The sequence below is a fragment of the Streptomyces sp. NPDC107517 genome, assembly GCF_055582645.1.
The window spans coordinates 48501-62857 of sequence record NZ_JBVJPM010000013.1 but is presented as its reverse complement, the minus strand read 5'-3'; the positions used below and the strand labels follow the sequence as shown (position 1 = coordinate 62857).

13 protein-coding genes are annotated in these 14357 nt (G+C 71.1%); 11 read left to right on the top strand and 2 right to left on the bottom strand.

Going from position 1 to position 14357, the window contains the following annotated elements; all coding sequences use genetic code 11:
• Positions 1-113: 113 nt before the first annotated feature.
• Positions 114-1520, top strand: a complete 1407-nt coding sequence (locus tag ACZ67T_RS27565; protein WP_469987666.1) for a wax ester/triacylglycerol synthase family O-acyltransferase — start codon at positions 114-116, stop codon at positions 1518-1520.
• Positions 1521-1738: 218 nt separating this feature from the next.
• Entirely contained in the window at positions 1739-3250 is a 1512-nt protein-coding gene (locus ACZ67T_RS27560) for an SDR family NAD(P)-dependent oxidoreductase (RefSeq protein WP_469987665.1), read from the top strand.
• A 4-nt stretch (positions 3251-3254) separates the two neighbouring features.
• On the opposite strand, the gene ACZ67T_RS27555 is transcribed toward ACZ67T_RS27560, so the two are convergent.
• Positions 3255-4076 carry an SDR family oxidoreductase gene (locus tag ACZ67T_RS27555; RefSeq protein ID WP_469987664.1) on the bottom strand — a complete coding sequence of 274 codons (822 nt, stop codon included), beginning with the start codon at positions 4074-4076 and terminating at the stop codon, positions 3255-3257.
• A gap of 39 nt (positions 4077-4115) precedes the next feature.
• The gene (locus tag ACZ67T_RS27550) at positions 4116-4697 is read right to left on the bottom strand and encodes an inositol oxygenase family protein (protein WP_469987663.1); all 582 of its coding nucleotides are present in this window, start codon (positions 4695-4697) and stop codon (positions 4116-4118) included.
• 170 nt (positions 4698-4867) lie between these two features.
• Between ACZ67T_RS27550 and crcB (ACZ67T_RS27545) the strand changes: the two genes are divergently transcribed.
• From crcB (ACZ67T_RS27545) to ACZ67T_RS27505, 9 genes are all read left to right on the top strand, one after another.
• Positions 4868-5353 carry a fluoride efflux transporter CrcB gene (gene crcB / locus ACZ67T_RS27545; RefSeq protein WP_469987662.1) on the top strand — a complete coding sequence of 162 codons (486 nt, stop codon included), beginning with the start codon at positions 4868-4870 and terminating at the stop codon, positions 5351-5353.
• Positions 5350-5706, top strand: coding sequence for a DUF190 domain-containing protein (locus tag ACZ67T_RS27540; RefSeq protein WP_469987661.1), 357 nt, complete (start codon positions 5350-5352; stop codon positions 5704-5706). Before crcB (ACZ67T_RS27545) ends, ACZ67T_RS27540 begins: the two co-directional genes overlap by 4 nt.
• Positions 5703-6083 (top strand): fluoride efflux transporter CrcB, encoded by a 381-nt coding sequence (gene crcB, locus ACZ67T_RS27535; protein ID WP_469987660.1) that lies wholly within the window; start codon positions 5703-5705, stop codon positions 6081-6083. Before ACZ67T_RS27540 ends, crcB (ACZ67T_RS27535) begins: the two co-directional genes overlap by 4 nt.
• Positions 6084-6192: 109 nt before the next feature.
• Positions 6193-6969, top strand: coding sequence for a DUF4142 domain-containing protein (locus tag ACZ67T_RS27530; protein ID WP_469987659.1), 777 nt, complete (start codon positions 6193-6195; stop codon positions 6967-6969).
• A 320-nt stretch (positions 6970-7289) separates the two neighbouring features.
• Complete coding sequence (locus tag ACZ67T_RS27525) at positions 7290-7463, top strand: hypothetical protein (protein WP_100592955.1); 174 nt, start codon at positions 7290-7292, stop codon at positions 7461-7463.
• Positions 7464-7516: 53 nt separating this feature from the next.
• On the top strand, positions 7517-7996 hold the full coding sequence (locus ACZ67T_RS27520) for a GNAT family N-acetyltransferase (protein WP_469987658.1): 480 nt from the start codon (positions 7517-7519) through the stop codon (positions 7994-7996).
• 247 nt (positions 7997-8243) lie between these two features.
• Positions 8244-10607 (top strand): alpha-L-fucosidase, encoded by a 2364-nt coding sequence (locus ACZ67T_RS27515; RefSeq protein WP_469987657.1) that lies wholly within the window; start codon positions 8244-8246, stop codon positions 10605-10607.
• A 182-nt stretch (positions 10608-10789) separates the two neighbouring features.
• Positions 10790-12676 (top strand): family 20 glycosylhydrolase, encoded by a 1887-nt coding sequence (locus ACZ67T_RS27510; protein ID WP_469987656.1) that lies wholly within the window; start codon positions 10790-10792, stop codon positions 12674-12676.
• 33 nt (positions 12677-12709) lie between these two features.
• Positions 12710-14275 carry an alpha-L-fucosidase gene (locus tag ACZ67T_RS27505; RefSeq protein ID WP_469987655.1) on the top strand — a complete coding sequence of 522 codons (1566 nt, stop codon included), beginning with the start codon at positions 12710-12712 and terminating at the stop codon, positions 14273-14275.
• Positions 14276-14357 lie beyond the last annotated feature (82 nt).

The following is a 14357-nucleotide window of genomic DNA, read 5'->3' as shown; positions in this document are numbered from 1 at the left end:
TCGAAGGGGCGGGTCTTAATCTGTTGTTTACTGTGCGTAGCTTGATCGTACTTGACCGTAATCACTGGAGAGCGGTTGACTGCTTTCCCCCGACGTCGACGGGAGCGGCCTCAGTGAACTCTCAGCAGTCCCAGTACTCTCGGCCCGCGCCGAGCCCGGACCTCCTCGCGCCACTCGACCTGGCCTTCTGGAACATCGAGTCCGCCGAACACCCGATGCACCTGGGCGCGTTGGGGGTGTTCGCCGCGGACGCGCCTGGCGACGTCCAGCACGCGATGGAACTGCTCGCCGCCCGCGCCCCCGCGGTCCCCGGCCTGCGCATGCGCATCCAGGGAGTACGGATCCCCGTCGGCGGCGCGGCACGCGTGCCCGTATCCGACTTCGACCCGCTCGACCACGTACGGCTCGGCGAGCCCACCGCGGACTTCCACGCTGCGGCCGGCGCCCTGATGGAGCGGCCGCTCGACCGGGCGAGGCCCCCATGGGAGGCGCATGTCCTGCCGGGCGCGGACGGCACCTCGTTCGCCGTCCTGTTCAAGTTCCACCACGCGCTGGCCGACGGGCTGCGGGCGCTGACGCTCGCGGCCGGGGTGATGGACCCGATGGACCTGCCCGCCTCGCGGACCGCGCCCGCCGTCGCGGCGCCCCGCGGGTTCCGGCTGCCGTTCCCCGGCATGCGCGACCTGCGGCTCGGCGACCTCGACCCGCGCAAGCTGCCCGGCCTCCTGCGGGAGGGCGCCTCCAGCGCCGTCACGGCGCTCGACATCGGCACCTCCGTCGTCCGCGCCACCTGGGACGTGCACACCTCGCCCGCCTTCTCCTCGAACGCCACGGGCACCCGCAGCACCGAGGGCGTCGTCCTCGAACTCGACGATGTGCACCGGGTCCGCAAGACGGTCGGCGGCACCGTCAACGACGTCCTCATCGCCGTCGTCGCCGGGGCCCTGCGCCGCTGGCTCGACGAGCGCGGCAACGGCAGCGAAGGGGTACGCCCGCGGGCCCTGATCCCCGTCTCGCGGCGCCGTCCCCGCACGGCGCACCCCCAGGGCAACCGGCTCTCCGGTTACCTCGTGAAGCTGCCGGTCGACGAGCGGAACCCGCTCGCCCGGCTGCGCGCGGTCCGTACGGCCATGGACCACAACAAGGACGCGGGCCCGCAGCGCGGCGCCGGCGCCGTGGCCCTGCTCGCCGACCATGTGCCGCCGCTCGGTCACGTGATCGGCGGGCCCGTCGTCGCCCAGGCGGCCCGGCTCCTGTTCGACATCCTCGTCACGAGCGTGCCGCTGCCGAGCCTCGGACTGCGGCTCGGCGGCTGCCCGCTCACCGAGGTCTACCCCCTCGCGCCACTGGCCCGGGGGCAGTCCCTCGCGGTCGCGGTGTCCACGTACCGGGGGCGTGTCCACTACGGCCTGGTCGCCGACGCGGCCGCGGTCCCCGACCTGGACGTACTAGCGGCCGGTATCCGCGAGGAACTGGCGGCGCTGGTGCGCGTGTGCGAGACGGTGCGCGGGACGGTCTGACGGGGGGCGGTCCGTCCTGACGGGGGAGGGGGCGGGCCGCGCCCTACGGCCGTACCGGACCAAGGTCAAGGACCGGCGTTCCCGGGAAGGCCCGGGAGCGGGATAAACTGCCCACTTGGCGGAATGTCGACAGCAGGTTGTAAGGTTCCGCCTTTTGGGAGTATCCGCGGTCACTCACAGCACGCCGCGGTCCGAGTGACGCGAGGAACGCAGCGGCGATGACGATGACAGAGGACAGCCCGACGGGCGCCACCGACGCCATGGTGGTGCCGCAGGAGTCGTTCGGCCCCGGGATCGACCCCGAGCGGCTGGCCGTCTGCCTGAGCGTGCTCGACGAACTCGACGAGCTGGACGTGGACCACCCCGACGCGATCCAGGTCAGGCGCGCCACGGCCGGCATCTACCGGACCGTGAAGCAGCGCCGCCGCCAGGAGCGCCGCGCCGCGAAGACCGCCCACGACAAGGCCGTCACCGAGGCGACCGCGACCGGCTCCGCCGAGCGCATCGACGACGAGACCGAGGGCCTTCTGCCGTCCTCGCAGGTCGAGGAGGGCAAGCTCGCGGGGATACTCCAGCGTCCCCGCTCCTGCTACACCTGCAAGGCCCGGTACGTGGAAGTCGACTACTTCTACCACCAGCTCTGTCCCGAGTGCGCCGCCGTGAACCGCGCCAAGCGCGACATCCGCGCCGACCTCTCCGGCAAGCGCGCCCTGCTCACCGGCGGCCGCGCCAAGATCGGTATGTACATCGCGCTGCGCCTGCTGCGTGACGGCGCGCACACGACGATCACCACGCGCTTCCCCAAGGACGCCATCCGCCGCTTCAAGGCGATGGACGACTCGGCGGACTGGATGGACCGTCTGGAGGTCGTCGGCATCGACCTGCGGGACCCGGCCCAGGCCGTGGCGCTCGCCGAGCAGATCGGCGAGCAGGGTCCGCTGGACATCCTCATCAACAACGCGACGCAGACCGTACGCCGGCTGCCCTCCGCGTACGCCGCCCTCGTCGAGGGCGAGAGCGCCCCGCTGCCGGCCGGTGAGCTCCCCGCCCACCACGTCATCGGCGCGTTCAACTCCGGCGCGGTCGACGGCCTGACCGCGCTGCCCGTCGGTATCTCCGGCCTCGACGCCCAGAAGGTCGCCGATCTCGCCCTGGTCGCCGGCAACGCCAGCGTCGCCCGGCACCGCGACGGCAGCGCCATCGACGCGGGCGGCCTCGTCCCCGACGTCGTCGACAGCAACACGTGGGTGCAGACGATCGAGCAGATCTCCCCGGTGGAGCTCCTCGAGACCCAGCTCTGCAACTACACGGCGCCGTTCATCCTGATCAGCGCGCTGCGCCCGGCGATGGCCGACGCCGCGAAGAAGGCGTCCAGCGGACGCGCGTACGTCGTGAACGTCTCGGCGATGGAGGGCGTCTTCGGCCGCGGCTACAAGGGCGCGGGGCACCCGAACACGAACGCCGCGAAGGCCGCCATGAACATGGTGACGCGGACCAGCGCCCAGGAGATGTTCCAGACCGACGGCATCCTCATGACCTCGGTCGACACGGGCTGGATCACCGACGAGCGCCCGCACTACGACAAGCTGCGCCTCGCCGACGAGGGCTTCCACGCCCCCCTCGACCTGATCGACGGCGCGGCCCGCGTCTACGACCCGGTCGTCCGGGGCGAGGCCGGCGAGGACCTGTACGGCGTCTTCATGAAGGACTACGCGCCCGGCAAGTGGTAATGCCCTAGGGCGTGCCCGGCAGCCGGTGACGGAGCTGCTGGTGGACGGAGTCGGTCAGGTCCGGAGACGCGGCCCGGACCCGGGTTCCGCCGTCCACCAGGAGGTCGGCGCCCGTCACCCAGGCCGCCTCGTCCGACACCAGCCAGCGCACCGCCCGGGCCACGTCCTGCGGCTCCCCGATCCGGCCCAGCGGCAGCCCCGCCGACACGGACTGCTCGGCGTGCTCCCACACGAAGCGCGCCATCTCCGTGCGCACGAGCCCGGGCGAGACGGAGTTGACCCGCACCGACGGAGCCAGTTCGCCCGCGAGTTGCTGCGTCAGGTGCAGCAGCGCCGCCTTGCTCGTCCCGTAGGCGCCGACGCGCGGGCCGACGTGTCCGGCGCCCTCGGTGCAGATGTTCACCACGGCCCCGCCGTGCTCCGACATCCAGGCCCGCCAGGCGCACTGCACCAGCCGCAGCGGCGCTTCCACGTTGACGGTGAACGCCTCGCGCCAGACCTCCGGATCCGCATCCATCAGCGGTCCGTACGGTTCATTGGTCGCGGCGTTGTTCACCAGGATGTCGAGCCGGCCGAACGCGTCGAGGGCCCGCTCCGTCAGCTCCCACAGATGCGCGGGGTCGGCGACGGACCCCGCCAGTCCCATGGCCTCGGCGCCGCTCTTCGTCAGCGCGGCGACCGTCTCACGCACCCCGTCAGGATCGCGCGCCGTCACACACACCCGCGCCCCGGCCGCCGCGAGCGCCACGGCGACGGCCCGGCCGATGCCCCGTGACCCCCCTGTCACGACGGCCACCCTGCCTTCCAGCGAGAGCTCCGAAGTCATGGGGCGTACGGTCTCATGACGGGGCGTCAGTCCGACACGTCAACCACGTAGGGATGGTGTGAAGTTGGTGGAGTGGAACCCCTGCGCGACCAGCTCCACCACGGGCCGCCAGTCCTCCATGACCCCCGCGTCGAGGCCCACGACCTTGCCCGCGTCGTCCGCCTGACGCAGCGTCACCGCGTCGTCGGCCAGCGGGTCATGGGCGAACGCCGCGGCCTCCTCGGGCGTCATCGGCCCGCCCTGCGTCTCCAGCGTCAGCGCGCTCTGCGGCGAAAGGCCGCGCGCCGGATCCGATGTCGCCAGGTAGCGCTTGGCCGGGACATGCAGCTGCACAAGACGGGCGACCCGCTCCCCGAGCAGCCCCCGCACGGCGGCCGCCGCCGTGTCCGCGTGGCCCGCGTCGTCGCCCGGGCGCAGCAGGTGGCCTATGTCGTGGACGAGCCCCGCGAGCTGGAGCTCCTTGTCGCTGGGGTGGCCGCGGCGCAGCAGCGCGGCGGTCTGCAGCGCGTGGTCGTGCAGATCGACGGGGTCGCCGCTGCGGTCGGGGGTGTCCCACGCTCCGCGGCAGGCGTGCAGAAGATCCATCAGCTCGTCGACGCTGCGCAGCTCGACCTGTGTCATGGGTGACTCCTCCCTGGGACCCGTAAGCCGGTGTTCCGGCAGGACACCATGGCCAGCTTGCGCCGGGGACAACGGGACATTAACGGCGAGTCCGGACCGGCTATAAGCTGACCGCAGACGGTGATCTTCACTGGTGGCGCGGCACGGGGCCGAGGAGGAGACGGGCACGGATGACAGGCGGGCAGTCCCCGGCGGCGGACGAACCCAGTGATCCGGACCTCGACCTGCGCGTGCCGATCCGGCGGCGTGCGGCCCTGCGGGCGCAGGGCCCGGTCGTGGCGGTCGTCTCCCTCGGCGGCGCCCTCGGCGCCTGCGCCCGCTACGGCGCCGCGCTCCTGTGGCCCACCTCGCCCGGCGCCTTCCCGTGGACGACGATGTGGGTGAACGCGCTCGGCTGTTTCGTGATCGGCGTGTTCATGGTGATCATCACCGATGTGTGGGCGGCGCACCGCCTGGTGCGGCCGTTCTTCGGCACCGGCGTCCTGGGCGGCTTCACCACGTTCTCCACGTACGCGGTGGACATCCAGCGGCTGGTGGACGCGGGACGGGTCCGTACGGGCCTGGCGTATCTCGCGGTGACGCTCCTGGCGGCGCTCGCCGCGGTCGGGCTCGGGGTGGCGCTGACGCGCCGCGTACTGGTGTGGAGGAAGCGATGACGCGACTGACCGGCCGTGCCCTGCGACTGACGGTCTTCGTCGGGGAGAACCACACCTGGCACCGCAAGCCCCTGTACAGCGAGATCGTGCACCGGGCGCACAAGGCGGGCCTCGCGGGGGCGAGCGTCTTCCGCGGCATCGAGGGCTACGGGGCGTCGTCCTTGATCCACACCTCGCGGCTGCTCTCGCTCAGTGAGGACCTGCCCGTGGCCGTCGTGATCGTCGACACCGAGGAACGGGTCAGGGCGTTCCTGCCGGAGCTGGACGAGCTGGTGTCACAGGGCCTGGTCGTCCTCGACGACTGTGAGGTCATCCGGTACGTGGGCCGGGAGAACGGCGGAACGCGGGCGTGAACTGGCTCCTCGTGATCGCCGGGGCGATGGTCGGCGCACCCCTGCGCTATCTCACCGACCGGGCCGTGCAGACCCGCCACGACAGCGTGTTCCCGTGGGGCACGTTCACGGTGAACGCCTGCGGCAGCCTCGTGCTCGGCCTGCTGACCGGTGCCGTCGCCGCGGGTGCCGCCTCGTCGCAGGTGCAGCTGCTCATCGGCACGGGCCTGTGCGGGGCTCTGACGACGTACTCGACGTTCTCGTACGAGACGCTCCGGCTCGGGGAGGACGGGGCGCGGCTCTTCGCGGTGGCCAACGTGGTCGCGAGTGTCGCCGTCGGCCTCGGCGCCGCCTTCGCGGGGGCCGCGCTCGCCGACGCCCTCTGGGGACAGGTCTGAAAAAAGGGGGCGCGAAAACCTGAACGCCACGCCTGCCACGTCCGTACCCTCCCGTACCAACAAGTAGCTCGCCCCCGCGGCGAGTTGACGCCGGTATCGGGAGGATTGCTTGCGACGCATCAACGGGACCGCGCTCATCTTCGCCGCCCTGGTCGCCACCCTGGGCGCGCTCGCCTTTCCGATCTGGTCGTACGCCGACCGCTCGGGCACCGGGGCGGCCAATCTGAACGCGGGCAGCGTGGCCACCCAATGGGGTCCCCTGTCGGCCACCGACCGGGACTTCCTGGTCAAGGTGCGGCTCGCCGGGCTGTGGGAGATACCGGCCGGCCAGCAGGCCATGGAGCGGGCTCCGACGCGGGCGATCAGGATGGCGGGCGACCACCTCGTCGTCGGGCACACCGACCTCGACAAGCGTGTCCGCTCGGTCGCGGGCCGGCTCGGCGTCGAGCTGCCGAACCAGCCCAACCCGCAGCAGCAGGGCTGGCTCAACGAGCTGACCGCGGCGAGCGGCAAGGACTACGAGAACAAGTTCGCCAACCTGCTGCGCGACTCCCACGGCAAGGTCTTCGCGCTGATCGCCCAGGTCCGCCACACCACCCGCAACACCCTCGTGCGCGAGCTCGCCACCGACGCCAACCAGACCGTCCTCGACCACATCACCATGCTGGAGAACACAGGTGACGTCGACTTCGACGCCATCGCGAACGAGGCCGCGGGCACCGCCACCGCCAGTCCCACCGGGCCGCCGCCCCCGGGAGGCGTGCTGCCGCCCGCTCCGCCCCCGGCCGAGCCCTCCGGTTCGCCGTACGTGACGTCCCAGCCGTCGGCCGAGCCGACCGGCGATCCGGGGCGATCGATCAACACGGACCGGCCGGACCCCACGTAGTCGCCACCCGGGCGGGTGTCATGTCGCCGGTGGCCGAATGAATCTCCGGCGACCCCCAGCCGTCTCCCTGGTTTCGGCCCCATCGAGCGGGGTCCTGCTCATATGGTTACTCTGTCTGTAGCCGACGGACAGCGCAACGTGGTGCTACCAGCACCCGTGGTCCGTCGCGGGACGGCCCGATCCCGGGCCGCCCAAGCAGGAAACCGGCGCCACCGCGCCCGAACCGGTATCGAAACCAGCCCGACCGGGCGCCGGAAGCCCGACGGGAACGCCGGGCGAGGCGCGCCTGACAGGGTTACCCGACACACAAGGAGTGCGCGGTGACACCAGAGAAGACGAATCGCGAGCAGCGCCCCCGAGAACGCACGGAGCGCGCTGGGCGGCGGCCCGAGAAGCTGGGCAGCCTCGACGTGTGGGCCCGCTCGGCCCCGATCAGGCTCGCGGGCTACGAGGACGACCTCGCGGAGCCCCACATCCTGCCCAGCGTGGACTGACCCGCCACGGCCCCGTAACCGCCTCTGACCGGCCGCGTGCCAGACTCACGTACATGCTGATCAGGGATGCGGAGGACAAGGACTGGGCGCAGATCTGGCCGTTCTGGCGGCAGATCGTCGGATCCCGCGAGACGTACGCCTGGGACCCGGACACCCCCGAGGCGCAGGCCCGGACCCTGTGGATGGGTCCGGGCAAGCGCGTGTACGTGGCCGAGGCGGACGGCGTCGTCGTCGGCTCTGCCTACGTCGCGCCGAACTACGGCGGTCCCGCCGCCGGCATCGCGAACGCGGGCTTCATGGTCGACCCCGCCCAGGGCGGCCGCAGCATCGGCCGCGCCCTCGCCGAGCACGTACTGGAGCGCGCGAAGGCCGACGGTTACCGCGCCATGGTGTTCAACGCGGTCGTCGAGACCAACCCCGCCGTCGGCCTCTGGACCTCCCTCGGTTTCACGGTCCTGGGCACGGTCCCGGACGCGTACGAGCACGCCCGGCACGGCCGGGTGGGGCTGCACATCATGTACCGCGCGCTGTGACGCGCCGGCCCCCGACGGTGCCAGGTCCCCGGAGACCGTTTTCGCGCCTTCTTCGCACCCGCTGACAGACGGCCGTTTTCGGACATTCATTGCGGATGCCCGCCGACGGCCCGGCGTCGATGAGCGGTCATCGGATCACTCCCTCAACTCCCGCCTCTGCGCGGCCCATTGACGCGCCCACGGACCCCTACCATCATCAGACCTCCGATGAATGCCCAGCCTTGAGCCGCATCAGGGAGTGCTGAGTATGAGTTCGTACCCAAGACGCCAGGTCCTCGGGACGGCCGCGGCCGTAGCAGCCGCGGCCGCGGTACCGCTCGCCGCCGCCGGACCGGCCGCCGCGTCCGACGCGACGGCCACCGCCCGGACCGCGTCGGCGGACGCCGTCTGGGGCCCCGTCCCCGACCCGGTGCCCGTTCCGCTCGACGCCCTCTTCGACAACGACGGCGTCGACAGCGCGGACGCCCGAGGAGGCGACTTCGACGGCAGCGGCTACACCTTCCCCGGCGAGGAGCTGCCCGCAGGACCCGTCGAACTCGACGGGATCGCCTACGTCTTCCCGTCGTCGGCGGCGGGCGCGAAGAACAACATCGTGGCCATGGGCCAGCGCCTCGACCTCCCCAAGGGCCGCTATCTGTCCGCCCTGTTCCTGACCGCGGGCAGCTACGGCAACGCGTCCGGCAGCGCGACCGTCCACTACGCCGACGGCTCCACCACGAGCGCCGGGCTCGGCGGGGCGGACTGGTACTCCTCCGGCGGGCAGCTCTCCGCCCCCTACCGTTACAAGCCCGACGGCACCAAGGACAGCAACCGCGTCGGCATCGGCACCAGTGAGGTCCCCCTCGACCCGCAGCGCGAGGCCGTCGCCATCACGCTGCCCAAACTGAACCCGGCCGAGGCGAACAAGACCGCCCTGCACGTCTTCGCGCTCTCGCTCCAGCCGGCCGCGCAGGGCCGGGCGCTGGCGCTGCGCGACGCGCGCTCCACGTTCTCGCTCCTGGAGTCCACCGGCGCGCAGAGCGTCGAGGCGACCGTCGTGAACGCGGGCACCGTCGGCATCGTCACCGCCGACGCCCTCACCGTCAGCGTCGACGTACCCGGCGCGCGCACCGTCGAGCCCGCCCGCGTCACCCGCCTCGCCCCCGGTGAGCAGACCCGCGTCCGCGTCGGCATCCGCAACCGCGCGGGCACCGCGCCCGGCACCGTCCAGGACGGCAAGGTCGTCGTCACCGGGCGCGGACACCAGGCCGCGGCCGGCTCCAGGAAGCTCACGCTCGGCGTCCCCGACTACGAGCCGACCGACGCGTCGCTCTCCGGTCACCAGGCCCCGTACTGGTTCCACTCCGCGAAGTTCGGCATCTTCATCCACTGGGGCGTCTACTCGGTGCCCGCGTGGGCGCCGGTCGGCACGCAGTACGCCGAGTGGTACTGGGACCAGATGCAGGACCCGAACAACCCGACGTACGCCCACCACAAGGCCACGTACGGCGAGGACTTCGCGTACGACGACTTCATCCCGATGTTCACCGCGAAGAAGTGGGACCCGCGCGCGTGGGTCGAGCTGTTCCGGGACGCGGGCGCCCAGTACCACGTCCTCACCTCAAAGCACCACGAGGGCTTCGCGCTCTGGGACACCAAGCTGTCGGACCGCAACTCCGTGAAGATGGGTCCCGAGCGGGACATCATCAAGGAGCTCTTCGACGCGTCCCGCCGCTACACGCCCGAGCTGCACCGCGGCCTGTACTTCTCGATGCCCGAGTGGTTCAACCCGGACAACCCGTGGATGGGGCACGCCCCGCGCAACCCGTACACCCTGGAGCCCGTCCCCTACACCGGCTACACGTCCGGCAAGGACTATGTGAAGGGCTTCCAGGCCCCGCAGATGCTGGAGCTGATCCATGACTACGACCCGCAGCTCCTGTGGTGCGACATCGGCGGCGTCAATGACTCGCACAACGTTCTCGCCGAGTTCTTCAACCACGGCAAGAACCGCCCGAAGCCGTACGAGGTCGCCGTCAACAACCGCTCAGGGATCGGCTTCCACGACTTCACGACGCCCGAGTACACGACGTACGACAACACCGTCGTCGCGAAGTGGGAGTCGAGCCGCGGACTCGACCCGTTCAGCTACGGCTACAACGCCGAGACGCCCGACGATCGCTACATGAGCACCGAGGAGGTCGTGCACAGCCTCGTCGACATCGTGTCGAAGAACGGCAACTTCCTCCTCGACATCGGGCCGCGCGCCGACGGCACCATCCCGGAGATCATGCAGACCCGGCTGCGCGAGACGGGCCACTGGCTCAAGACCAACGGCGAGGCCATCTACGACACCACGTACTGGTCGCGGATGGCGCAGCTCGGCGAGGACCTGCGGTTCACGGTCAGGCCGAACAAGGCGTTCTACATCCACTCGCTCGCCGAGCCGGGAGCGACGCTCACGGTAGAGGCCGCGGTGCCGGTCAGGGCCGGCGACAAGGTCACGATGCTCGGCCACGACCGGCCGCTCAACTGGCGTACCACGGGCGGGTCGTTCGTCGTGGACGTGCCGGCGGCGGCGCGCGCGGCGGGCGAGCACGTGTGGGTGTTCAAGGTGGAGTGGAAGAGCTGAGACGTGCCGGGGTGACCCCGTGAGCGAGCAGCGGCGGGCGGCGGGCCTGGTGGTCCGCCGCCCGCTGTGCGCTAGGCAGCACTCAGGCTCCCGATTCATCCGATGAGTTTTGCGAGATGTCCAAGCAGTCGCTGGAAGGATCCATTGACACCCCCGCCGGAGGGCTTGAATCATCGGATCTCATGACGGATCCGAGCTCCCCCATGGCGCCCCGGCGACGCAGACACCGACTGATCGGCACCGTAGCGGCGTTCCTGCTGCTTGCGGCACCGGCCCCCCTGGCGCGCGCGGCACCCCAGAGCCCCGTGCCCCAGACCTTGCCGAGTCTTACCAATTGGACTCCTGGGCAAGGTACTTACTCTTACGGCCCCGGAGCGCGCCTGGTCGCGCACGACGCCGCCTCGCGCCGCGTCGCGGCCACCCTCGCCGATGACCTGCACGCCGCGGGCAAGGGCACCGTGCCGGTCACCGGCGGTCCGTCCCGAGCCGGCGACATCGTGGTCGATGTCGAGCCGTCACGGAGCGGATCCCTGGGCGCCGAGGGCTACGAACTCCGCGCCGCACAGCGGCTCGAGATCACCGGGGCGGCCGAGGCCGGAGCGTTCTACGGCACCCGCACCCTCCTCCAGCTGCTCGCCCAGGGCGACCGGGTACCGGCCGGACGCACCGTCGACGTGCCCCGGTACAAGGAACGCGGCGTCGGTGTCTGCGCCTGCTACGTGCACATCTCCACGGACTGGATGGAGAACCTGGTGCGCGACATGGCGTACCACAAGCTCAACCAGCTGCTCGTCGAGCTGAAGGTGAAGAGCGACCGGCACCCCGAGGCCAACACCTGGGGGTACTACACCAAGAGCGAGATCCGCCGCCTCGTCGCACTCGGCGAGAAGTACCACGTCACCATCGTTCCGGAGATCAACTCCCCGGGCCACATGGACCCCTGGATCGAGAACCGCCCCGACCTCCAGCTCACCGACTCCGACGGCAAGCCGCAGCCGTCACGCCTCGACATCACCGCACCCGCGGCCTTCGACTACTACAAGAGCCTCATCGACGAGTACGGCGAGGTGTTCCCCGCCAAGTGGTGGCACATGGGCGCCGACGAGTACATGCTCGGCTCGGACTTCGCCAAGTACCCGCAGATCGCCGCGTACGCGAAGAAGAAGTACGGCGACAACGCCACGCCCCAGGACGCGTTCATCGACTTCGTCAACCGCGTCGACGCGTACGCCGCGAGCAAGGGCAAGCGGCTGCGCATCTGGAACGACGGCCTGACCGGCGCCAACACCGTCCCGGTGACGGCCGGTACGACCGTCGAGCACTGGCTCGGCGTCAAGGTGAAGCCCAGCGAGTTGATCACTCAGGGCTATCCCGTGATGAACGCCGCCTACTCCCTCTACCTCGTGCGCGGCGGCTTCCACACCGATACGCGCAAGCTCTACGACGAGCAGTGGGACCCGCGCAGTTTCGAGGGCGAGAAGCTCGCCTCGCGCGACGGCATCACCGGCGCCAAGATCAGCCTGTGGCCCGACAACGGGCGCGGCGAGACGGAGAACGAGGTCGCGCAGGCGGCCCGGCTGCCCCTGAGCCATATCGCCCAGACGACGTGGAGCGACCCGCACCCCGACGCGACGTACGACGGCTTCACCGCACGGGCGGAGAACGTCGGCCGGGCACCTGGACAGCGGGACCTGACACGACAGCCCGTCGCCGACGGCACGTACACCCTCGCCGACACGCGCCACCGCACTCGGGCGGCCGGCTTCGAGGTCACCCGCACCCCGGACGGCTATCTGACCCTCAGGTCGACCGAGACCGGCAGCTGCCTGGAGACCCGCAGCGGAAAGCTCACCCTGAACGTGCCGCTGCAGCCCGGCTCGGCGGTCACGCAGGAGACCTGCGACGCGAAGAGCACCCTCCAGCGCTGGCAGGCGACCCGCTCCGGCCGTGGCTACGTGCTCACCAATGCCCTCACACGCATGACCCTGAACGCGACATCCGACGGACGCCTCGTGCAGAACCCGCCCGACCAGCAGACCCCGACCATCTGGACGCTGACCCAGCGCTGACTCGGCGCTGACCCGAAGGGACCCCACCCGCAGATGACCGTCAGCAGACGACTCTTCCTGGCCGCGGCCTCGACCACGGCCGTGGCCGCGTCGAGCAACTCCCTCGCCCTGGCCGCCCCGGCGGCGAACGGCACCATGGCGGCAGAACCCCACTACCGCATCCCCATCAGCGCCGCGGACTCCCCGGCGGAACTGGTCGCCAAGGCGTCACTGGTGCGGCCGACGCAGCGTCAGATCGCCTGGCAGAGCCTGGAGAAGACCGCCTTCCTGCACTTCGGCGTGAACACCTTCACCGGCCTCGAATGGGGCACCGGCGACGAGGACCCCGACGTCTTCCAGCCGGCCGGGCTCGACACCGACCAGTGGGCACGCGCGCTGCGCGACGGCGGCTTCAAGCTCGCCATCCTCACGGTCAAGCACCACGACGGCTTCGTCCTCTACCCGTCCCGCTACACCAAGCACAGTGTCGCGTCGAGCAGTTGGCGCGGCGGCAACGGAGACGTGCTGCGCTCCTTCGCCGGCTCCATGCGCAAGTACGGGATCAAGGTCGGCGTCTACATCTCGCCCGCGGACGAGAACCAGTACCTCGACGGCGTCTACGCCAACGGCAGCGAGCGCTCCGCCCGCACCATCCCCACACTCGTCGACGGCGACGACCGGGCCGGTGACAGCCCGCGCACGTTCACGCTCGACGCGACCGACTACGGCGCCCACATGCTCAACCAGCTCTACGAGGTGCTCACCGAGTACGGTCCCGTCGACGAGGTGTGGTTCGACGGCGCGCAGGGCCGCATCCCGCCGGAGAAGGTCGAGACGTACGACTGGGACAGCTGGTACGCGGTGATCCGCGCGCTCGCCCCCGGCGCCACCATGGCCGTGCGCGGACCCGACGTGCGCTGGGTGGGCAACGAGGGCGGGCTGGCGCGCGAGGACGAGTGGAGCGTCGTCCCGGTCAAGGACTCGGGCAACGGGAGCGTCGACTACGCCCTGCGGTATGACGCGCCGGACCAGGGCAGCCGGGACGCGCTCGCGCAGTCGCGCTCCGTGGCCCAGTACCTCCAGTGGTGGCCCGCCGAGTGCGACGTGTCCATCAGGCCCGGCTGGTTCTACCACGCGGACCAACAGCCCAAGAGCGTCGACCAGTTGGCCGACATCTGGTTCCGGTCCGTGGGCCGCAACTCCGTGCTGCTGCTCAACATCCCGCCGGACACGGACGGCCTGCTGCCCCCGGCGGACGTGGCACGGCTCAAGGAGTTCCGCGAGCGCATCGACCGCGAGCTGCCCGAGGACCTGGCGGACGGCGCCCGCGTGCGCGACGACGGCGAGGGCGTCCGTACCGTCGATCTGCGCACGGCCAGGGAGGTCGACCGGATCCGGCTCGCCGAGGACATCCGGCACGGGCAGCAGGTGGAGCAGTTCGTCGTGGAGGCGAAGTCCGGCGGCGCCTGGACCGAGGTGGCGCGGGCAGGCACGATCGGCGCCAGCCGCGTCCTGGTCCTGCCGGCGCCGGTGACGGCCCGCGAGTGGCGCCTGCGGGTCACGCAGGCGCGTACCGGAGCCCATATCGCCCGGTTCGGGCTGTACCGCTCCCGGGTCTGAGCCGGGAAACGGTGTGTGGGGTGGCCCGCCGGACGCGGGCCGCCCCACGCGTGCGAGGATCGGCCGGATCGGTCCAGTGCGT

Coding starts and splice junctions, on each gene's coding strand:
- ACZ67T_RS27560 (WP_469987665.1), top strand. CDS start 1,739: ATGACGATGACAGAGGACAGCCCGACGGGCGCCACCGACGCCATGGTG.
- ACZ67T_RS27555 (WP_469987664.1), bottom strand. CDS start 4,076: ATGACTTCGGAGCTCTCGCTGGAAGGCAGGGTGGCCGTCGTGACAGGG.
- ACZ67T_RS27550 (WP_469987663.1), bottom strand. CDS start 4,697: ATGACACAGGTCGAGCTGCGCAGCGTCGACGAGCTGATGGATCTTCTG.
- crcB (WP_469987662.1), top strand. CDS start 4,868: ATGACAGGCGGGCAGTCCCCGGCGGCGGACGAACCCAGTGATCCGGAC.
- ACZ67T_RS27540 (WP_469987661.1), top strand. CDS start 5,350: ATGACGCGACTGACCGGCCGTGCCCTGCGACTGACGGTCTTCGTCGGG.
- ACZ67T_RS27520 (WP_469987658.1), top strand. CDS start 7,517: ATGCTGATCAGGGATGCGGAGGACAAGGACTGGGCGCAGATCTGGCCG.
- ACZ67T_RS27515 (WP_469987657.1), top strand. CDS start 8,244: ATGAGTTCGTACCCAAGACGCCAGGTCCTCGGGACGGCCGCGGCCGTA.
- ACZ67T_RS27510 (WP_469987656.1), top strand. CDS start 10,790: ATGACGGATCCGAGCTCCCCCATGGCGCCCCGGCGACGCAGACACCGA.
- ACZ67T_RS27505 (WP_469987655.1), top strand. CDS start 12,710: ATGACCGTCAGCAGACGACTCTTCCTGGCCGCGGCCTCGACCACGGCC.